Origin of the sequence: Mycobacteroides abscessus ATCC 19977 (assembly GCF_000069185.1) — a bacterium.
Taxonomy (GTDB): domain Bacteria; phylum Actinomycetota; class Actinomycetes; order Mycobacteriales; family Mycobacteriaceae; genus Mycobacterium; species Mycobacterium abscessus.
The window spans coordinates 2,305,461-2,324,808 of record NC_010397.1; the positions used below are offsets into that span (position 1 = coordinate 2,305,461).

Here is a 19,348-nt window from a genome sequence, read left to right on the forward strand (position 1 = left end):
CGACAGCGCCGCGGGCCGTGTCGGCCTAATGGGTGGCTGCGGCGATACGCCAACCCGAGGTGGATTCCTGTTGACGCCAGAACTCGGCGAACCGGCCGCCGAATTCGGTGAGCTCGGCGATCGAACCTTCCTCGACAATCTTGCCGTCATCGATGAACAGGACGTGGTCTGCGTTGCGGATGGCGCTGAGTCGATGCGCGATCATCACCTTGGTGCGAGCGCGTGGATCGCTACCGATGGCCTCGGTGACTGCCGTCTCGTTCTCGGTGTCCAGGGCACTGGTGGCTTCGTCGATGAGCAGTATGGGCGCGGGTTTGAGCAGGGCACGGGCGATGCTGACGCGCTGACGCTCTCCTCCCGACAATGCGGTGCCGGCTTCACCGACGCGGGTTTGGTCGGCGTGGGGGAGCCGTTGGATGATTTCGTCGACACGGGCCAATGCGATGGCCTGTTGGGTTTGTTGCTCGTTCGCGCTGGGGTGCCCGACGAGGATGTTGTCACGAATCGGGCCGTCGAAGAGGTAAGGATGTTGGAAGATCATGCTGACCTGTGCGCGACGGGTGGCCGGGTCCAGAGCGGCGATATCGGTTCCGTCGATCAGTATTTGGCCACTCTCCGGTTCCTGCAGGCCGGCGATGAGCGACAAGATGGTGCTCTTCCCAGAGCCAGACGGACCGATGATGGCGGTGGTGGTGCCCGGTTCGAGGGTGAAGTTGATGCCCCTGAGTACGTGTTCGCCCGCGTCGCGATAGCGGAAGGCCACATCGCGGAATTGGATACGGGGGGCCGGGGTTTGGGCGGAGGCGGGGGCGGGCGCCGGTTGGTCCGCGGCTTCTGCGGTGATGATGGTGTTGAGGCGTTCGAACACAGCGCGGGAGTTTTCCACGGCTCCGGCAAGATCCGCCAGGACGGTGAAGGGCTCCAGGAACCGCACGACCACGACCATCAGCGCGACGGCTTGGGGGGCGCCGATTTCACCGCGCACCGCCAGCATCGTGATGGTGCCGACCAGTAGGATCAGCGCGATTTGGCTTACGACGCTGAATATCAGTTGCCCGGGAATTTGAAACAGCAGCAGCCGCATAGTGGTACCGCGTGCGGCAGCGACGGCTTGACCGGTTTGGCTGCGCGCCGGCGCCACACGTCGGCTGGCCCGCAACGCAGCTTGAGTGCGTGCGAATTCCAGGATGCGTTCGGTGAGTGCGCTATGTGCCCGGGTGTCCGCTTCATCGGCAGAACGCACGATGCGGATACCTGCCAGCAATGCGCCGAGGAGCAGCGGCAGGGTGATCGCGGCGGCCACCCCCAACTTCCAGGAGATGAAGAACAGTCCGGCGGTGAGCGCCGCGGGTAACAGGGCGGCACCGATTAGCGGGGTCAGCAGGTTGGCGATGAATCCGACCAGCTCGGGCCCGCCGGAGGAGATCGCCTGTCGTGCCAGGGCGGTGCGCTCAGCCGAGAACCAGCCGAGGGGGATATGAGTGAGTCTGTCCGCGACCTGGTGCTGGGAGTCGTTCAGCAACGCAAATCCGATGCTATATCCGAGGCGGGCCAGCGCGGTGTCCACCATCCAGCCGCCCACGGTGACCGCAGTCAGCACTCCGAGCCAGGGCAATGCGTCAGCGGGGGCTGTTCCGAAAAGGGCGCCCAGTAGCGGGACCAAGAGCAGGCAGCTCGCTGCCCGTATCGCAACCGAGACAACCGAGAGTACGCAGTAGGCGTATAGCGGGCCGCGGTGCGTGGGCGGAATCAAGCGAATCAGGCTAGAAAGCATCAGAGGTTTCCTCCAGCAAGGACGCTCGACTGCTCGTGGCGGTGGCCCTCCCACAAGCGCCGATACCGGCCGTTATTGGCGAGTAGATCAGTGTGGGTGCCGGTTTCGGCGACCCGGCCGTGATCAAGAACCACAATCTGGTCGGCGTCGGCGATGGTGTGCAGGCGGTGAGCGATAACCAGCACCGTGCGATTGTCAATCAGCCTGCCGAGAGCCTGTTGAACCAGATATTCGGACTCAGGGTCGGCGAATGCGGTGGCTTCGTCGAGGATCAGGATCGGGGTGTCGGCCAACAGCGCGCGGGCAATGGTGAGCCGTTGCTTTTCGCCGCCGGAGAGCTGAGTGTCGGTATCCAGCACGGTGTCATACCCGTTGGGCAGACGCAGGATCCGCTCATGGATCTGCGCATCACGGGCTGCTGATTCGACGTCGTCGTCGGTAGCTTCCGGGCATGCCAGCGCGATGTTCTCGCGGACGGTACCGGCCACCAGCTGCACATCCTGGAAAACAAATCCCACCTTGGCATACAGCTCGTCGGGTGTCAGTGTACGAATGTCGGTGCCGTCGATGCGGATAGCGCCGCGTTCCACATCGTGGAACCGCGCCAACAACGAAGCCAGTGTCGACTTGCCCGAGCCGGATGGTCCCACCAGAGCTGTCACGGTTCCGTGCCGCAACGTCAAGCTCACGTCGTGGATGACCGGAACCCCGGGCCGATAACCAAATGTGACGCCCTCGAAGGACACCGACGCGACAGCGTCAGCCGTCACGGGCGCTTCGATGACGTCGAGTTCGGTCTCGTCGAGCGCAACGGCGATATGGCGGGCGGACTCCAGGCCGCCACGAATACTGCCGAGGCCGTAGGCGATTCCTAGGAGCCGAGCACCAAAGGTAGTACCGAGCACGAGGAACGGCAGCAGCGTAACGGGCTGCATGGCCCCGGACACGACGAACAACGTACCCGCGGTGGCAATCAGCCACAGGAAGGTGGTCGGCCTGGTGACCAGGTCCATGAACGTCTTTCTCCCGATGAACGGCCGCTGCCAGTCGTTGAGGAATCGGAGGTAGTCGTCGAGACGGCGCTTGAATGAGGACGCCGCGGCGCCGCCGAATATCCGGATCACCGGCTGCCCTTCGAGATACGCGGTCGACTCGGTGCTCATTCGGTCTGCCCAACGCGAGGCTTCGACGATTTTCGGCCCGCTCTGGTACATCATCGCCATCATCGTCAGCAAGTAGACGAGTATCGGGATGAGCAGGATGAGGGCCATCCGCCATTCGATGACAAACAGATACACCAGCACTGCGACGGGGCCGACCACGGCCGCCACCGCGTCCGGGATCGAGTGGGTGATCAGGTAGTGCAGGGACATGGTGTCGTCTTGGATGAGTTTCTTGACCGACCCGGAACCACGCTGAGTGAACCACCCCAACGGAACTCGGGACAGTTTGTCCAGCAGTCGCCGCCGGACGTCGGCGCTGAAGCGCAGATCGACCACATGGAGCCACAGCGTGAGAGCCATTCCCAGTGTGGCACCCAGCACCAGCAGCACCAGAAAGACGAATCCGGTATGCCGCAATTGCGCTTCGTCCGCGCCGGCCAACAACTGGCGCGTGAGCTCGACGAGGACAACAAACGGGGCCAGCTCGACCATCGTGATGATCGCCTGTAAGACACCGCCCGCGATCATCTGCTTCTTGACCGGGGCCAGTAGCTCGCCGGCGGCCTGTGATCGCCACCGTCCCTGTGGGGCAGTGGTTTCGGGAGTTGCTGACGGCTTGACCTGCGTATCAGTAGGCACCACAACAGGTTTCGGTGTTGCCTTCTGAGGTGTCTCGCTGTCTCCACGGCGGCTGCCCATCGCGCGGCCGAAGGTCCAGTAGGCGGCGGCATGCACATCCGCCTTGGGGAATCCAAATTCGTCGCGTAGTCGCTTGCGTAGGTGCTTGAGTGATCCTGACTCGGAGCTTGCCCATCCATACCAGTTGGACCAGTCACGGCCCTCGATGGCGGCGGCCAGTGAGGTCTCATCGATCCGATCTACCCAATGCAGCCGCCGCCGGGGATGAGTGGTCAAGGGAATCAACTCATCGTCGGGGCTGTGACGTTCCAGGTATACCTCGATATCCACCTCGGCGGGAAGGGCCGCCACGATCGAGTTGATCGCCGGGATAGACGCGGAGTCGCCGATCAGGAGGAACCCCGACGGAAGGTCCGCGGGCACCTCAAAGCGCGCGGATCCGAACGCCACGACCGGGATGGTCATTCCCGGTTGTGCGGCTACGGCCCACTGGCAGGCGGGGCCGGCCGGTTCATGGATCACGACGTCGATGCTGAATTCGCCCGCATCTTCGTCGGTGGTAACGATCGTGTATGCGCGTTGATGCTCGCTGGTTCCCCCATCGGGATCGGGGAACCAGAATCGGAGCCATTCAGCCGGGGTGTGTAAAAGGTCTTCGAAGAGCGTCGGCGCGGACATCGTGATACGTACGCAGTTCGGTGCGACGGGCGCGGTGCCAACTACGGTGGCCACGTGATCACGCGCCCCGAGCCCGCGCAGTATCGCGCCCTGGAACCCTCTACCCATGTTTAAGTGACCTTTGTTCGTGCCCGCCAGTACTTAGCCCATCCTAACCTAAGAGGTAGGGGCTAGGTCAGGCTCGAACGGTGTCGGTAGGCACGGCGGCCTCATTGCAGGGGATCTCGGTTCCGGCGATCGAGGCCCCGGCCGTTTCGATGAGGAAGGGCAGCGCGCACAGCCCGACGACACAGGCCACCATGAGGTAGGCGGCGGGAAACAAGTCCCAGCCGGTTCTAGCCACCACCAGGTCATTGACCAGCGGCGCGGTCCCGCCGAATGCCGCCGTGGACAGGTTGTACGAGATTGCGAAACCGGCATAGCGCACCTGGGTCGGGAACATGCAAGGGAAGGTTGCGGTGATGGTCGAGAGCTGCGGTATGTACAGCAATCCCAGGACAGCGAAACCAACTATCGCCCAACCGAATCCCTGCCCCATGAGCCAGAACATGGGTAGTGACAGCACCAGTAGTCCGGTCAGCGAGAATGCCCACATCGGTTTACGCCCTACGCGGTCCGACAGCGCACCGCAGAAGGGCAGGAACGCCATCATGGCGACTTCGCCGATGAGGATCACGATCTGGCCTTGAGTCTCGGACATTCCGAGCCTGGTCTTGAGGTATGTGGGCTGATAGCTGAGCAGTGTGTAGTTGGTGATGTTGAGCGCGATGACCAAGAGCATCATGACGACCATGGGCCGCCGGTAGTCGCGCACCAGATCCCTGAGCCGCTCAAAGGCCGTCTCGCGCCCCTCCGGCTCCTGCTCCTGCATCTCCTTGAACAACGGCGGATCGTCGAGGCGGCTGCGCAGGTACCAGCCGATCAGTCCCATCGGAAGCGCGACGAGAAAGGGTATCCGCCAGCCCCAGGTGTGCATGGCGTCGTCGCTGAGGGTGGCGTCCAGGACGAGGACGAACGCGGCCCCGACGGCGAACCCACCCAGGGTGCCGAATTCGAGGAAAGAGCCATACTTGCCGCGCTTCTTGTCGGGCGCGAACTCGGCCATGAACGTTGCCGCACCGCCGTATTCGCCACCGGTGGAGAAGCCCTGTATGACGCGCAGGAGGATCAAGAGCGCGGGCGCGGCCATCCCGATGGTCGCCCAGCTGGGCAAGATGCCGATGAGGGTGGTGGACAAGGCCATCAGCACGATGGTGATGGCCATGACGCTCTTGCGTCCCAGTCGGTCGCCCAGTGGCCCCCAAACCATTCCGCCCAGTGGCCGCAACAGGAAGGAGATCGCATACCCGAGCATGGTGAACGCCGTGCCCAGGGTCGGAAAAAATGCCTGCGTCAGAAAGGTGGTGGTGGCAGCGTAGACGCCGTAGTCGTACCACTCGGTGGCATTACCCATGGCCGATGCCGCGATCGCGCGGTGAAGTTGCCGCCGGCCCTCGGGTGATTGGAAATCCGGTCGAGGGACCGGGGGAGGTTCCGTTTCACCCTCGCGTGGGCCGGCGGACGACATCAGGGCGTGCTCGGTGATTTGGGAGTCAGCGGGGTGAAGTCTCGCGCCGCGATGTATTCCGGCCGCGGCTCGTAGCCCGCGAAGGGTTTCTGTGGCGTGTTCTCCACCGAGTTGAACACCAGGAATACGTTTGAGCGCGGGTAGGGGCTGATGTTTGATCCAGACCCATGCATCAGGTTGCAGTCGAACCACAGCGCATCACCGGGCTGGCCGAGGAATAGCTCGATACCGCTCGTAACAGCGGCCTCGGCCAGAGTCTTGGTTGAAGGTACGCCAATCTCTTGTTCCACCAACGATTTCCGGTGATTGTCGCGCGGCGTTGCCCCCACGCACGGGTAAAACGTGCGATGCGTACCCGGCATTACCTGCAGGGTCCCGTTGTATGCGACATTGACGGTCAGGGCGATCGAGCAGGACACCGTGCGCATCTGGGGCAGGCCGTCTTCGGTGTGCCAGGTCTCGAAGTCCGAATGCCAGTAGAAGCCGCGCCCGCGGAAGGCCGGCATCGCGTTGATGCGAGACTGATGCAGGTATACGGGTCCACCCAGTAGTTGCTCGGCTACATCGAGGACGCCCGGCGAACGCGCCACATCCATCACTACCGAGCTGAGCACGTGGGCCTCGAAGATGGAGCGCACCTCTTGAGACCCAGCCTCCCGGATGATGCGCGGATCGTCATCGCCGATCTGTGCAGGCACCCTGTCGATTTCGTTACGCAACGCGGAGACGGTGGCGTCGTAGACGGTGCTCGGCCGGATGAGGAAGCCTTGCTCGGACATCTGGGTCAGTGCCGGTGGCGCGAGTGGACCACTGCCCGTGGCGCCCCAGACGACGGGTTCCTTGCGGGCGATCGGAGGCTGCTCGGATTCGAGGCGGCTGGGGTAGCGATCGGTGATCGCGGGGGCGCTCATGAGAGCGCAGGCGCAGCCGGGTATGCGCCGGACTCGTCGTGGACCTCCCGTCCGGTGACGGGAGGATTGAACACGCACATCATGCGCATCTCGCTATCGGCGGAAAGCTGATGACGTTCATTGCCGTCGAGCAGGTACATACTGCCCGGTCCCAGCGTGAACACGTCTCCGTTTTCCAGATTCGTCAGCGTGCCGGTGCCCGCGGTGAGCCACACGGCCTCGATGTGGTGCTGGTAGTGGAAGACGTGGACCGTACCCGCATCGATGGTGGTTTCGTGGAAGGAGAATCCGACTCCGTCATCCGCCAGCACGATCCTCTTGCTGTGCCAGCCATCACCGCTGACATCGCGCTCGGTACCCGTGATCTGTTGGGTAGTACGGACGATCAAGATACTTCCTTTCTCTCGTTGAGTGCCCGGGGGCTGTGTGGGAGTTACTGAGCCGATTCGGTGATTGCTTCACGCAGGGTGGCTATACCGATATCGAGTTGCTCATCGGTGGTGGTCAGGGCCGGTAGCAGCTTGACGACCTCGTCCTTGGGGCCGGAGGTCTCTACCAGCAGTCCGCGCTCGAACGCTGCCCGGCTTACCCGCGGTCCTCGTTCGGCGTCGGCGAAGGCGATGCCCTGCACCATGCCGCGGCCGCGTATCGACACCGAGTCGTCGTCGGCGACCAGCGCAGTGAGTTCGTCATGCAGCCTGTCGCCCTTGCGTCGCACGTCATCGCTGAACGTGTTGTCCTGCCAGTACTTTTGCAATGTCGCGGTCGCGGTGACGAAGGCCGGATTGTTGCCGCGGAACGTCCCGTTGTGCTCGCCGGGAGTCCACTGGTCCAGATCTGGCCTGATGAGCGTCAGGGCCATGGGCAGGCCATATCCGCTGATGGACTTCGACAACGTCACGATATCGGGTTTGATTCCGGCTTCCTCGAACGAAAAGAATGAACCCGTTCGGCCGCAACCCATCTGGACGTCATCGACGATAAGAATGATCTCGCGCTTGCGGCACAGGTCTGCGAGCGCCTGCAGCCATTCCGCGCGCGCCACATTCACACCGCCCTCACCTTGTACGGTCTCGACGATGACGGCGGCGGGCTTGTTGAGGCCACCGCCCTCATCGTCAAGCACCTTCTCGAACCATTGAAAGTCCTCGGTAACGCCTCCGAAGTAGTTGTCGTAGGGCATGGGCGTCGAATGCACGAGCGGCACTCCGGCACCGGCACGCTTCATCGAATTGCCGGTTACCGCGAGCGACCCCAGCGTCATCCCGTGGAATGCGTTGGTAAAGCTGATGATCGACTCGCGCCCGGTGATGTTCCGCGCCAGCTTGAGTGCGGACTCGACGGCATTGGTCCCGGTGGGGCCGGGGAACTGCACCTTGTAGTCCATGCCGCGGGGCAGCAGGATGGTCCGTTCGAATTCCTCGAGGAACTGTTGCTTAGCGACGGTGGCCATGTCCAGGCCATGCACCACGCCATCGGTGGTCAGGTAGTCGATGAGAGCGGTCTTCAGTACCGGATTGTTGTGCCCGTAGTTGAGTGCGCCGGCACCGGCGAAGAAATCTAGGTAGCGCTCACCGCTGGTATCGGTGAGCCAGGATCCGGAGGCGGAGGCGAAGGTGGTGGGCCAGGTGCGGCAATAACTCCGAACCTCGGATTCGCGCTCGTTGATGACCTTGGGTAGCCCGGCTTCCTGCGCGGGCATGGTGGCGGTCATTTCTGTATCCCCTTTCGGCCTAATGTTTTTAGGCACTTTCTCTGGGCGCTTGATGTGGTTTCAGTGGAATGAGCCGAAGTAGCGGCTCGGCCTCGTGTGCGTCGGGAAATAGATCCTCGCCGAATCCGGGAGATTCGGTGAGCCTCATGTCCCGCCGGCGGGCAAATCCGGCGAATAACGCACGCGAAGCGGTATTTGACTGTGTGACAGTGGTTTCCATAACCAAGGGCTCGCCCTGCAAGGTGGCGAGGGAGTCTGCGAGCCAGCCCAGCATGCTGGCGGCAAGTCCAAATCCACGGTACGCCTCATCTACGCCCACCTGCCAGATCATCAGTGAACCGGAAGGGCGTAGGTATCCGGCGATGAATCCAATGGGTTCACCGTCCACCCGGGCGACCGCCGACGTGGAAGGAAAATCGGTGCACCACAGCAGGTATGCGTAGGAAGAATTGAGATCCAGCACGCCGGAATCGCGGGCGATGCGCCACATGTGGCGAGCGTCCGACTGTGTCGGGTGGCTAATCGACCACACGGGGGTACAACGTTTTTCAGTCTGTAGTTCAGTATCGACCACTAAAAATCACCATCACGACAACGTGTTTCGTATCAACTCGGGTTTCGTACCGTTCGACCGTAACCACATCGACACCCGAATGGCCAGGACCGGTGTCGGCAAACGGGGCCAACCGGTAGCGTTTGCCGAGGGTATCCACGTGATGTGACCCTCGTCACATTATTGCGGGACTATGAGAACTTGACGGGATCTTGACGCATATGCGTCGAGATGGCCGACCGCCGCATCAGGCCTCGCCGCGGAAACGACGTTCCCAGCGATCGGGGTCGGCAAGCATCTGTCCCGGCGGTGTGGCCCAGCAGGCGGCCACCAGGTCGTAGCCGTGATGAATGAGTGCGGCGTGTGCGGGCCAGTGCACCTGTGTCCATTCCGGTTCGTCGTGAGCGCTGTCCACTCCGGCCCGGATTGCTCCCTCGAGCTCGAAAGAGAGGTCTCGGGCGTGCGCGTAGGCCGCGTCGTGGGCGGCCTGAATCCGGGCTGCGGCCACCAGCCCCAGGGCCGCCCTGCGGATCCGGGCCTCGGTAAATGCGAAGGTGCGGCGATGTGCATGCGGTGCCACCAGATAGATCGAGGCCATGGCCACCGCCACGCCGATCAGCGTCTCGGCCAGCCTGTCACGCACGATCGACGTGACCGATCCGTGCAGGGTGACCACACCTGCCGACAGCAGTGCGATCGGAGTCACGAAGGTCACGGCGACCGCGTAGTTGCGCGGCAGGAACAGCTCGGTGCAGAACTGCAGGGTCGCGATGGCCGCGATCAGTGCGTACCCGGTGAGCGACAGCTGATACAACACCGCGAAGAGTGCGAGTCCGACCACGGTCCCTGCGAACCGGTGCAGCCCGCGCACGGTTCCATGCAGCCGATCGGGTCCCATGTGGACGATCACCAGGGCGCTCAGAATGGCCCATTGGGGTCGCGTCAGGCCGACGGCCGCACTGAGGACTCCTGCTCCGAGGCAGGCGATACCGGCCCGCCCGGCGGTGATCGTCGCGTGCGAACGAAACCGTACCGACCGGCGTAGCCGGTACCAAATACTCGGCCGCACGACAAGAACGTGGTCTCCGGGAATGAGGTGGTCGAGCACCATCTTGTTGCCGACGGAGATTTCGGTGAACCTGCGGTGCGTGTCCAGCATCGTGGTGACCAACGGAGAATCGGACCGGGAGGAGAGTCCGGCGTCGTGCAGGGCCGTCCATGCCGAAGAGATTGCGGCGCCCGCGGCATGCCTGGCGTCGACCGTGGCGTTGCCCGGCCGCGCATAGACGTCTACGGCTTCGACGGCGCGGTGGGTCGCGACGCGCTCGGGTTTCTGACGGTCGATGACGGCACCGGTCATCGAAACAAGTACGGCCGCGCCCGCGCCGAGGCTGGCGCAGACCAGAATCCGCACCGGAGCCACGCCCCACTCGGTAGCCCCGAGCGCACCGCCACATACCAGTACGAAGAACAGTGCGCCCGGCGGCCCGAGCCGAAGTGCGTCGACGGTGTAGACCGCCGGTATCGCGATGGCCGCCAGGGTCAGAATGGTCGCAGCCTTGTTGGTCACACCACCTGGTGCGCAGCTACCCACGACCACGCCGACTGCGGTGACGAGCATCAGGGCGATACCGGCGGTCGCCACCACGGCGGCGCGCACCCGGTAGGGGCGGCCCTCGCCGTACAGGACCGCGAACGCCCCATAGGTGACGTAGAGCGCGGCATTCGGGTAGCCGGCAGCAACCACCAGCGTCCCGGGTATGGCGACGGCGGCCGCAGCGCGTAGCCCGATGCTCCAGCGCCGTCCCGCGGGTGGCGCGGAGAACAGGATGGAGCGAGCCCGGGCGATCTGCGGAAGCGGGTCCGGTGATTCAGGCGCGGGCGGGGTCACACGTCATTTCATACCGTGTCTGTGCCGGTAGGCGCGCTGTTTACAGGCGGGGGAGCAGTAGCGCTGTGGACGGCCCTTGGCGTGGCTGCTCAATTGCCCTCCGCAGAAGCCGCAACGTCCAGGCTGGCCAGCCGCCGTTTCGTCACGCGCAGGCGTGGATTCGTAACCAGCGCTACGTGCCGCGGATATCAGGTTGGCGCCGGGCGCCCGGCCGCGAGGGGTCCGCAGACGTAGCTCGCCGTCAAGGTACGGGCAATCGACGATGTCCTCGTTCTGGCAGCACAGCAAGTGGTTCAGATAGTCGCGTGCACGATGTAGTCGTTCGATCCGGGCCGATATCTCGGCCACCTGTCCGGTCACCGCGCTGCGCCAGGTATCCGGTTGTGCCGAATGCGATGTCACGATGGCGGCCTGCCGTAGCGGCATCATTCCGGTGATGCAGCACAGGTAGGCGATACCGATGCATCGTAGATCCCGTTCGGTATATGTGCGGCGGCCGCTGTGCTGCGCTGGCGAACTGAGAACGCCCTGTTTCTCCCACCACCGCAGTGTGGACGGCGCCACGTCGTACAGCGCGGCCGCCTCGCCGATGTTCACCGTGGGTTCCGCAATCGCGGGTCTCGACATCAAGCTCACTTCACCATTGAAACTTAGGTAACCCTAACTTGCAAGGGGTTTCTTGCCGTAACCTCTCGGGTCAGAACAGCTAGCCCAGCAGTGACCGGCCTAGATAGCCGTCCTCCGTGGTGCCTGGTGGCATGACGAACACGGCAGAACCGACTGCGGTGTTCCATTGGTTGAACTCGTCTTTTTCGGCCAAGCGTTGTTGCACGGGTACGAATTGGCTGGCGATATCGCGTTGGTAGGCCGCAAAGATCAATCCTGCGTTCGAGGATGTGCCCGGAAGGGGTGCGTCATCGAAGTTGTAGGGACGGCGCAGAAATCTTTCGTGTGGATTGCGGTGGCGCGCAAGGGCGACATGTGAAGTCGCGGGGATAACGGGGATGCCGCCCCGGGTCATCGTCAAGTCGGGTTCGTCGGATTCCTTCTCGCCGGAGAGCGGCGCACCATTGTCCGACCGCCTGCCCATCACCAGATCCCGGAGCTTGCGATCCAGCTGGTCCCACCCGTCCAGATTCATCGTGATCCGGCGGAGAACCAGAAGCGTGCCGCCCTTGAGCCACTCGTGGTCCTCGCCTTGGTGCCACAGCAGGCTGTCCAGCTCTGGCGCCGTGGGGTTTACGGTGCCGTCGACCTGCCCCATGAGATTGCGCATCGTGCCCCCGGAGGGGTCTTCGGGGCGCGGTGTGCGGAATCCAGTCTGGCGCCATCGCTCGGAGGCCAGCGAGCGCACGTTCTTAAGGAGCACCCGGGCGGCATGTGCCACCAGCAGTGGACTATCGGCGCATATCTGGAGCAGGAGATCCCCTCCGCACCAACGCTTATCCAGTCGGTCGGTGGAGAACGCGGGGAAGTCCCGCGCCGAGGCGGGGCACCGGTCGGCCAGGCCGGTCTTGGCGAAGACCGATGGGCCCAGTCCCGCGGAAACCGTCAATCGTGCCGTGGTCGTTGCCAGCTCGGGCTCGGTATCGGCCAGGGCCGGAATGCCCTGGGTCAGCCGGGCGGCATCGGTAGTCCAGAGACGCAGTATGGATCTCAGGTTCTCGCGTGCCGTTCCCATGTCTGCGTCGGCGGCGGACAGCAGATCGAGGGCCAAGAACATCGCGTGCGCCTGCGGTGCGGTGGCGATCCCGGCTTGGTGGTCCCCGTAGAACGGTTCGACCTGGCGTTCTGCGCTCGGTCGTGCCGCGTGCGACTGAGCGGACCAGGCCGACAACCCGGCGCCCGCGGTGAGGGCGGCCGCTGCGCCGCCGCCGACAATGAGCCCCCGTCGGGACAGAGAACGAGACGACATGGTCAGGGCTGGTAGTTCTCGTTGCCGCCTGCGAAGTCGCGGATCTGGGCGGTCATCGGCGTGGTCGAGCCATCCTGGAAGGCCAGGGTGATGACGACGTCCTGGCCCGGGCGCAGGGGAGTGGTCAGTCCCATAAGCATGACGTGGTCGCCCCCGGGTGAGAGCTTATGTTCGCCGTGGGCCGGAATGACGACCCCACCTTCCTTGGGACGCATCAAACCGCCTGCGGTCACCTCATGAAGCTCCACGGATTTCGCGGCAGGCGAGGTGGCCGAGACGATGCGCGCCTCGGTGGAACCGTTGTTGTGCACGGTGCCGAATACAGAGGTCATCGAGCCGTCTGGGGCGGACTTGGCCCACTGGTCGGTGATGGTTACCGTCGCTGCCTGCTCGGCGGGGGTGGACTCATGCGCCGAACAACCGGCGAGCAATGACAGCGCGACTGCTGCCGGGATGACGATCTTCACGTTCAGCTAGTCGTGTGGATGGTGGGGAAAGTTCCGCCCGGGCTGATCGCGGCTCAGCCTCAGCTCGGCGAAGAGCTGCTCCGTGGCGGATGTGGCACCCCCGATATCGCCGGCGATGACGCTCTCGACGAGCCTGGTGTGCTCGTGTTCGAATGAACATTCCGCGCCGATGGGGTTACCGCGCATGTAGTGGTCCATCAGTCCCAGCAGCGAGTCGTAAAGTTCCAGGTAGAGGGCGTTGTGACTGGCGGCTACCACGGCCCGGTGTACCGCGATGTCGGTGGAGATGGCTTCCTCGACGTTGTGCGGCTCGACATGGTGTGGCGCCCAAAGTTCGTTGCGGCGTACCAACAGTGCGCGCAGCTGCTCGATGTCATCTTCGTCACGCCGCTGGGCGGCCAGCCCGGCCGCGGTCACTTCGAGGGTCTGCCGCAATTCGATCAGGTCGCGGTTGTTGGCGGCGGCGAAGTAGTCGGCGATGGCCGAGCTGCCACCCAGGGAGAGCACGTAGGTGCCCGAGCCCTGGCGTCGTTCGAGCATGCCCGCGTGGACCAGGGCCTGGACCGCTTCTCTAATGGTGTTGCGGGAAGTTCCAGTGAGCTCGCACAATTCCGGTTCGGTAGGGATGCGTGCCCCGATAGCCCAGCGTCCCGACACAATCTCCTCCCGGAGTTGCTCGGTGACCTGGCCAATCAATGTTTGGCGACGGACCGGCTGCATGACGGCTCATCGTAGCGTGCGTCGGAAATCAGCTTGAACGCATTCATCCATTCATCCTATGATTTGCCGGGCTGTATTTGAGGAGGATGAACGGTGACCGCGACCCTGCGCGACGAAACCCACATGATCTCGGCCGCCGCATTGCGGCGTGGGCGTCTGATGGTGCTGGCCGCTATCCTGCTGTTCGCGCTCTGCCTGCGTTCGGCGGTTACCTCGTTGAGCCCGCTGTTGACCCAGATCTCGCATGAGATCGGGTTCGGTTCCGCCGTGATCGGTGTGTTCGGGATGCTGCCTACGGCCATGTTCGCCATCGCAGGGTTGGTGACGCCGGCGCTCACGGAGCGGTTCGGACTGGAACGCACGACGTTGGCCGCGGTGGTGGCCACCGTCATCGGGATGGCGGCGCGGACCGCGATGAACTCCACCGGCGGACTGTTGGTGTTGTCCTGTTTGGCCCTGCTGGGTATGGGTATCGGCAACGTGGTCATCCCGCCGCTGGTCAAGCGTTACTTCTCGCATCGGGTCGCGCTGATGAGCGCTGCCTACCTGACGGTGCTGCAGATCGGCACGACGGTTCCCGCGTTGACGGCGGTGCCGCTGGCCGACGCCTACGGATGGCGATTCTCCCTGGTGGCTTGGGTGCTGGTTCCGGTGGCGGCCCTGCTGCCGTGGATCGGTGTCGTGATCGCCCGCCGAGGCCATGACGTTGAGGACCACAGCGCCGAACCGCACGCGGATTCTGCTGCCGTTGGACAGGTTTGGCGCTCGCCGCTGGCGTGGGGCATGGCCGGCATGTTCGGTATGACGTCGCTGGTGACGTATTCGATGTTCACTTGGATCCCGGCGATCCTGGCCTCCGCGGGTGGCAGCGCCAAATTGGGCGGGGTGATGGTCGCGCTCTTCTCGGCTGTGGGATTCGTTGGCACGCTTGCTATCCCGCCGTTGGCCGCGCGCATGCGCAACCCCTTCCCATTGGTGGTGGCCTGCCTGGTGTGCTTCCTCATCGGTTTTGCCGGATTGTTGTGGCTGCCAATGCACGGGACCGCCGTGTGGGTGGTCGCGCTTGGATTCGGGCCCTCTACCTTCCCGTTAGGGCTCACGCTGGTAAACCTGCGTACCCGCACCCCAGCCGGTTCCGCGGCACTATCCGGTTTTACGCAGGGAGTCGGTTATGCCGTTGCATGCCTGGGTCCCTTGCTGTTCGGCGTGTTGCATGATGTGAGCGGCGGTTGGTACGCGCCGTTCGGTCTGCTACTGGTGGCGATCACCGTCCTAGGTGTCGGCGCATTTCAGGCATGCAAGCCCCGGACTCTCGAGGACACCTGGAACCGCGGCTCAGGGGCTGTCGTATCAAGCTAACTCAGCTGTGGCGGCCATGGCTACAGGTGACCGCTATCTGCCTACAGTGTCCGGACGGCCTCTAAACGCCTTGGGACACTGCGCCTTCAAGCGCGTCGCTGCGGCGTGATGACCGCTGCGCCGCGGTCAGCGTGGGGCGCAACGTGTGGACTGACAGCGCGGCATAGACGGCGAGCAAGGAGCTTGCGGCGAGGGCGTTGAAACTCAGATCCCGAGCTTTGACGTGGGCGCCGACCGCGAGTGAGAAGTAGAAGGTCAGCATCACTAGCGTTAGCTTCGCGAGCGCCGGCACTCGTGTGCCCAGGAGAAGCCCGGCTGCCGAGGCTCCCTTGACCACAGGAAACACCCAGCGCCCTTGCTGCGGAAACCGCACGGTATCCAGGCATTTGGTGACGTAGTCGATGGGTTGCACACACAGCGCCGCGTCTATGGCTTGGAACGTGGCGAGCAGAGTCAGGATACGTGCTTGCTGTGAGGTCTCGGTCATGCGGTCAGTAGATCACAAAAGTGTCATGTTGCGCAGCGGAACGACGAGCCTGGGAATCCTAATTGATTTGTAACGCAACAAATTTAACCTTCACTGCGGAAGAGTGCAGCTCACTACTGCCAATCCGATGTTGGCTCGTGTGCTGTTTGCTAAGGCGTAGGTTCCGCATCGTTGCCGACACTCGCGTTTGCTCTTACTACTAGGGTACGTCACAGGGCGAGAATTGTTCACCTACTACTCTATGTTAACCGACTCTGAGTGTGTTAACGTCCCGAGTATGCAGCCAATGGTGGACGGCAGGAACAAAAAAGGGCTTCTCGTAACAGTTGCTGGAGTGGTGCAAAAATATCCAGCACTGCTGGTTTGCGCGGCAGCCCTGTTTGCCATTTGTGCGGGTCTCTACGGTCTGCCGGCCAGTCAGCAGCTGCCTGCCGGCGGCTACGACGTCCCGAATTCGGAGTCAATGCGGGCGCAACAGATGCTGCAGGACAAGTTCGGAGTGGGCGGCAATCCGATCTACTTCACCGTGACTTCCCAAGGCGGGGCCACCGACACCGCAGCCCTGGCGGCGGGGCGCAGGGTGCTTGACGCGCTGAACGAATCTCCTTACATCCGACAGGTCACCTGGTGGGGAGCTATACCCGTGGGCACCGCGAATCCGCTGCTGTCCAACGATGGCAAGACGGGGCTGGTAGCGGCCCGTCTTGAAGGTGACGACACGGATGCTCCTGCGCGCGCACGCAATCTGGCTGATCCCTTGATAGGAGATCGCAACGGCGTCTCTATTCAGGGCGGCGGACAAGCCCTGACTTATGACGCTGGAAATCGGCAGTCGCGCGAGGACCTCATCGTCATGGAAGTCATCGCATTCCCCGTGACGTTCCTTGCCTTGGTGTGGATTTTCGGCAGTCTTGTCGCCGCACTGCTCCCGTTGGCTGTTTCCGTGTTCGCGATCGCGGGCACAACGGCCGCACTTAGTGCCCTAAATTTAGCCACAAATGTATCTATTTTCGGTGTTAACGTAGCTACCGCACTCAGCTTGGCGCTTGCTATCGACTACACCCTGTTCATTGTGAGCAGGTACCGCGAAGAACAGGTCGCGGGCGCCACGCCCGCGCGGGCCCTCCATGTCACGATGCTTACTGCCGGGCGAACTGTCCTGTACTCGGCGTTGACGATGGCCTGTACGGTCGCAGTCATGCTGGTCTTTCCTCAGTATTTGCTGAAGTCGCTTGCTTATGCCAGCTTACTGAGTGTACTCCTATCTCTCATAGGCGCTTTATTCCTAGCACCAGCTTTGCTAGTTATTCTTGGCGACAAGCTAGAGAGATTCGATATCAGAAGCGTTGTCGGCAAGCTGTTCAAAGCCAGGAAGATCGGTTCACCGACGGCCAGTGATCGTGCATGGGCTCGTATCGCCGCGTTCTCTACTAATCGCCCCGTTGTTGTCGTAATAATTGTTGGAGCTATCCTTCTGCTGCTGGGCCTGCCGGTCCTCGGCATAAAGATCGCGTATCCCGATGATCGTGTTCTGCCGGTATCGCAGACCGCGCGTTTGGCGGGCGATATTGTGCGCACTGAATTCAGTCAGAATTTCACAGCCGATACACGAATTGTGATCAGAGAAAATGCTTCGTCACGAGAATCTGTTGACGACTACGCAATGAAGATCTCCCACATCAGCGGGGTCCAGTCCGTCAGTGCCCCGGGCGCAACGTTTGCCGATGGCCATCGCGTGGGCCCCGGCGACGCCGGCCGGTCGGGGATCGAGGGTGCCAGCGCCTACATCTCCCTGAGCACGGATACCGACCCGTTCAGTGACCCCGGCAAGCGGCAGCTCGAGACCCTCAAGAGCGTGCCCGCCCCCGGGCCGGTGTTGGTTGACAGCCTGGCCCAACGGAATCTGGACAACATCGGCGGGATCACCGATCGGCTGCCGCTGGTCATGGCGGCCATCGCGGTGGTGACATTCGTCTTGATCTTCCTGATGACCGGAAGTGTGATCTTGCCCATCAAGGCGCTGGTGATGAACCTGTTGTCGTTGTGTGTCGCCTTCGGTGCCTTGGTGTGGATCTTCCAAGACGGTCACCTGGGAGGCCTCGGTACCGTGGCTACCGGACATTTCACCGCGTTCATTCCGCCGCTACTCGCCTGTATCGCGTATGCATTGGCCATTGACTACGAAATATTCGTTCTCTCGCGGATTCGCGAAGCATGGCTGGCCTTGCCTGACAACACCCCGAACCGTAACAAGCAGGCGGTGGCGTTCGGGCTCATTCGCACGGGCCGGATCGTCACGGCCGCAGCCACCGTGATGATCGTGGTGTTCATCGCGATCAGCGCTGGCCAGGTGGCGTTCATGCGCGGCCTGGGGGTTGGGCTGGCTGTCGGTGTGGCAGTGGACGCGTTCTTGGTTCGCCCACTGCTGGTTCCGGCGTTTATGCAGCTGATGGGGCGATTGAACTGGTGGGCTCCGGGCCCTCTCGCGCGGTGGCACCAGCGCTGGGGTCTGGTCGAGGAGCAGGAGATTCCTGCCGAACCCGCAATGACCGCGGCGCCCGAGCCTGACCCGGTGCGCTAACCGGTTCTAAGACGGCTTGAAACAGACACCGGTTACACCTGCTCAGGCCGTCGCCCAGCGGGTGTCGGTCAGCGCGCTGCGCAAGGACTTGGAGGGCGCCACCCTGAGCTCGTCGTACAGAAGTTTTTGGACCTGGCGAAAGATGTGCGCCGCTTCGGCGTGCCGGCCGAGCATGCGCAGCGCCACGATGTGGCTCTCCCAAATCTTCTCGTTGTAAGGCATCTCCAGGGTGAACTGGTGTGCGACGACCGCGGCCTTCTGATAGCGCTGTAAGGCTAGATAGCAGTCGAGCAAGACTTCCTGAGCGAGCTCCTTGTGAGAATTGAGCTCACGCAAGAACCCCTGCGCACGAACACTCTCGGACATGGCGGTCAGGGGTGCGCCCCGCCACTGGGCCAGCGCGTTCTCCAGCATCGCCACCGCAATCGAGGGCACTTTGTTTTGTAGGGCGACTGCTTCATTTACGGCGTCGATAAATAGATGCGCGTCCACATCTCGGCGGTGGATATCGAGAAAATAACCGGAGCGGCCCGCTGTTTGCAGGATATTTGAAGTGGCGCCTTCGTTATCAAGCCATTGTCTCAAACGGCGTACATGAGCGTGCAATGCGTTGATTGTGTCTTTAGTAGTCTCATTAAGTCCGAGTTCTTCAATCAATTCATCGCGTTGTATGACTTCTCTCGGACGAATGGCAAGCAGTGCCAACGCACATTGAAGTCTTACCCCTGATGGGATGCAGATTCGGTCGGCGACCCTTACCTGAACGGGTCCCAACAGATCGATTTTGGCGTGCATCGATAAGGCCCCCTACAGCTACCAGGTTTGGTTAAACCCATGGTCTTGTTTGCGTATTGAGCTTAGCCGTAAACGAAACCCATGTCACCTCGAGGCCACACGGTGAGGATGCTGGCAAAAAATCATCAACAAGT

General features: G+C 62.7%; 16 protein-coding genes. 2 read left to right on the top strand and 14 right to left on the bottom strand.

What is annotated here, in order from left to right; translation table 11 throughout:
- Positions 1-25: 25 nt before the first annotated feature.
- The 12 genes from MAB_RS11530 to MAB_RS11585 all read right to left on the bottom strand — a co-directional run bounded on the left by MAB_RS11530 (position 26) and on the right by MAB_RS11585 (position 13,992).
- Positions 26-1,774 (bottom strand): ABC transporter ATP-binding protein, encoded by a 1,749-nt coding sequence (locus MAB_RS11530; RefSeq protein ID WP_005115909.1) that lies wholly within the window; start codon positions 1,772-1,774, stop codon positions 26-28.
- Positions 1,774-4,362 carry an ABC transporter ATP-binding protein/permease gene (locus MAB_RS11535; RefSeq protein WP_005086041.1) on the bottom strand — a complete coding sequence of 863 codons (2,589 nt, stop codon included), beginning with the start codon at positions 4,360-4,362 and terminating at the stop codon, positions 1,774-1,776. The genes MAB_RS11530 and MAB_RS11535 overlap by 1 nt, the downstream gene beginning before the upstream one ends.
- Before the next feature lie 67 nt (positions 4,363-4,429).
- A complete protein-coding gene (locus MAB_RS11540) occupies positions 4,430-5,707 on the bottom strand; it encodes an MFS transporter (protein WP_005091851.1) in 1,278 nt (425 codons plus the stop codon).
- A 113-nt stretch (positions 5,708-5,820) separates the two neighbouring features.
- The gene (gene thpD, locus MAB_RS11545; RefSeq protein WP_005086039.1) at positions 5,821-6,732 is read right to left on the bottom strand and encodes an ectoine hydroxylase; all 912 of its coding nucleotides are present in this window, start codon (positions 6,730-6,732) and stop codon (positions 5,821-5,823) included.
- Complete coding sequence (locus MAB_RS11550) at positions 6,729-7,121, bottom strand: ectoine synthase (protein ID WP_005086038.1); 393 nt, start codon at positions 7,119-7,121, stop codon at positions 6,729-6,731. The genes thpD and MAB_RS11550 overlap by 4 nt, the downstream gene beginning before the upstream one ends.
- 44 nt (positions 7,122-7,165) lie before the next feature.
- Positions 7,166-8,446: a diaminobutyrate--2-oxoglutarate transaminase gene (gene ectB, locus MAB_RS11555; protein WP_005086037.1), complete on the bottom strand. Its 1,281-nt coding sequence runs from the start codon at positions 8,444-8,446 to the stop codon at positions 7,166-7,168.
- A 28-nt stretch (positions 8,447-8,474) separates the two neighbouring features.
- Positions 8,475-8,936 (bottom strand): diaminobutyrate acetyltransferase, encoded by a 462-nt coding sequence (gene ectA / locus MAB_RS11560; protein ID WP_005086036.1) that lies wholly within the window; start codon positions 8,934-8,936, stop codon positions 8,475-8,477.
- Between the two features lie 310 nt (positions 8,937-9,246).
- Positions 9,247-10,890, bottom strand: coding sequence for an FUSC family protein (locus tag MAB_RS11565; RefSeq protein WP_005091849.1), 1,644 nt, complete (start codon positions 10,888-10,890; stop codon positions 9,247-9,249).
- 3 nt (positions 10,891-10,893) lie between these two features.
- Positions 10,894-11,517, bottom strand: coding sequence for a MerR family transcriptional regulator (locus tag MAB_RS11570; protein WP_005086034.1), 624 nt, complete (start codon positions 11,515-11,517; stop codon positions 10,894-10,896).
- A 79-nt stretch (positions 11,518-11,596) separates the two neighbouring features.
- On the bottom strand, positions 11,597-12,805 hold the full coding sequence (locus MAB_RS11575) for a Dyp-type peroxidase (RefSeq protein WP_005088731.1): 1,209 nt from the start codon (positions 12,803-12,805) through the stop codon (positions 11,597-11,599).
- Between the two features lie 2 nt (positions 12,806-12,807).
- Entirely contained in the window at positions 12,808-13,272 is a 465-nt protein-coding gene (locus MAB_RS11580) for a copper chaperone PCu(A)C (RefSeq protein ID WP_005086032.1), read from the bottom strand.
- A gap of 6 nt (positions 13,273-13,278) precedes the next feature.
- Entirely contained in the window at positions 13,279-13,992 is a 714-nt protein-coding gene (locus tag MAB_RS11585; protein WP_005086031.1) for a FadR/GntR family transcriptional regulator, read from the bottom strand.
- A gap of 93 nt (positions 13,993-14,085) precedes the next feature.
- Here MAB_RS11585 and MAB_RS11590 point away from each other — a divergent pair, with 93 nt between their 5' ends.
- Complete coding sequence (locus tag MAB_RS11590) at positions 14,086-15,351, top strand: CynX/NimT family MFS transporter (RefSeq protein WP_005086030.1); 1,266 nt, start codon at positions 14,086-14,088, stop codon at positions 15,349-15,351.
- Between the two features lie 61 nt (positions 15,352-15,412).
- Here the strand turns inward: MAB_RS11590 and MAB_RS11595 are convergent, their stop codons facing one another.
- Positions 15,413-15,838 carry a DoxX family protein gene (locus MAB_RS11595; RefSeq protein WP_005091846.1) on the bottom strand — a complete coding sequence of 142 codons (426 nt, stop codon included), beginning with the start codon at positions 15,836-15,838 and terminating at the stop codon, positions 15,413-15,415.
- Positions 15,839-16,124: 286 nt separating this feature from the next.
- Between MAB_RS11595 and MAB_RS11600 the strand changes: the two genes are divergently transcribed.
- Complete coding sequence (locus tag MAB_RS11600) at positions 16,125-18,419, top strand: MMPL family transporter (RefSeq protein WP_005096793.1); 2,295 nt, start codon at positions 16,125-16,127, stop codon at positions 18,417-18,419.
- Positions 18,420-18,461: 42 nt separating this feature from the next.
- On the opposite strand, the gene MAB_RS11605 is transcribed toward MAB_RS11600, so the two are convergent.
- Positions 18,462-19,214 (bottom strand): AfsR/SARP family transcriptional regulator, encoded by a 753-nt coding sequence (locus MAB_RS11605; RefSeq protein WP_005091844.1) that lies wholly within the window; start codon positions 19,212-19,214, stop codon positions 18,462-18,464.
- Positions 19,215-19,348 lie beyond the last annotated feature (134 nt).

Excerpts from the sequence above, each read along its gene's own strand:
- MAB_RS11530 (WP_005115909.1), bottom strand. The coding sequence starts at position 1,774 with ATGCTTTCTAGCCTGATTCGCTTGATTCCGCCCACGCACCGCGGCCCG.
- MAB_RS11535 (WP_005086041.1), bottom strand. The coding sequence starts at position 4,362 with ATGGGTAGAGGGTTCCAGGGCGCGATACTGCGCGGGCTCGGGGCGCGT.
- MAB_RS11540 (WP_005091851.1), bottom strand. The coding sequence starts at position 5,707 with ATGGGTAATGCCACCGAGTGGTACGACTACGGCGTCTACGCTGCCACC.
- thpD (WP_005086039.1), bottom strand. The coding sequence starts at position 6,732 with ATGAGCGCCCCCGCGATCACCGATCGCTACCCCAGCCGCCTCGAATCC.
- ectB (WP_005086037.1), bottom strand. The coding sequence starts at position 8,446 with ATGACCGCCACCATGCCCGCGCAGGAAGCCGGGCTACCCAAGGTCATC.
- ectA (WP_005086036.1), bottom strand. The coding sequence starts at position 8,936 with ATGTGGCGCATCGCCCGCGATTCCGGCGTGCTGGATCTCAATTCTTCC.
- MAB_RS11570 (WP_005086034.1), bottom strand. The coding sequence starts at position 11,517 with ATGTCGAGACCCGCGATTGCGGAACCCACGGTGAACATCGGCGAGGCG.
- MAB_RS11575 (WP_005088731.1), bottom strand. The coding sequence starts at position 12,805 with ATGTCGTCTCGTTCTCTGTCCCGACGGGGGCTCATTGTCGGCGGCGGC.
- MAB_RS11585 (WP_005086031.1), bottom strand. The coding sequence starts at position 13,992 with ATGCAGCCGGTCCGTCGCCAAACATTGATTGGCCAGGTCACCGAGCAA.
- MAB_RS11595 (WP_005091846.1), bottom strand. The coding sequence starts at position 15,838 with ATGACCGAGACCTCACAGCAAGCACGTATCCTGACTCTGCTCGCCACG.
- MAB_RS11600 (WP_005096793.1), top strand. The coding sequence starts at position 16,125 with ATGGTGGACGGCAGGAACAAAAAAGGGCTTCTCGTAACAGTTGCTGGA.
- MAB_RS11605 (WP_005091844.1), bottom strand. The coding sequence starts at position 19,214 with ATGCACGCCAAAATCGATCTGTTGGGACCCGTTCAGGTAAGGGTCGCC.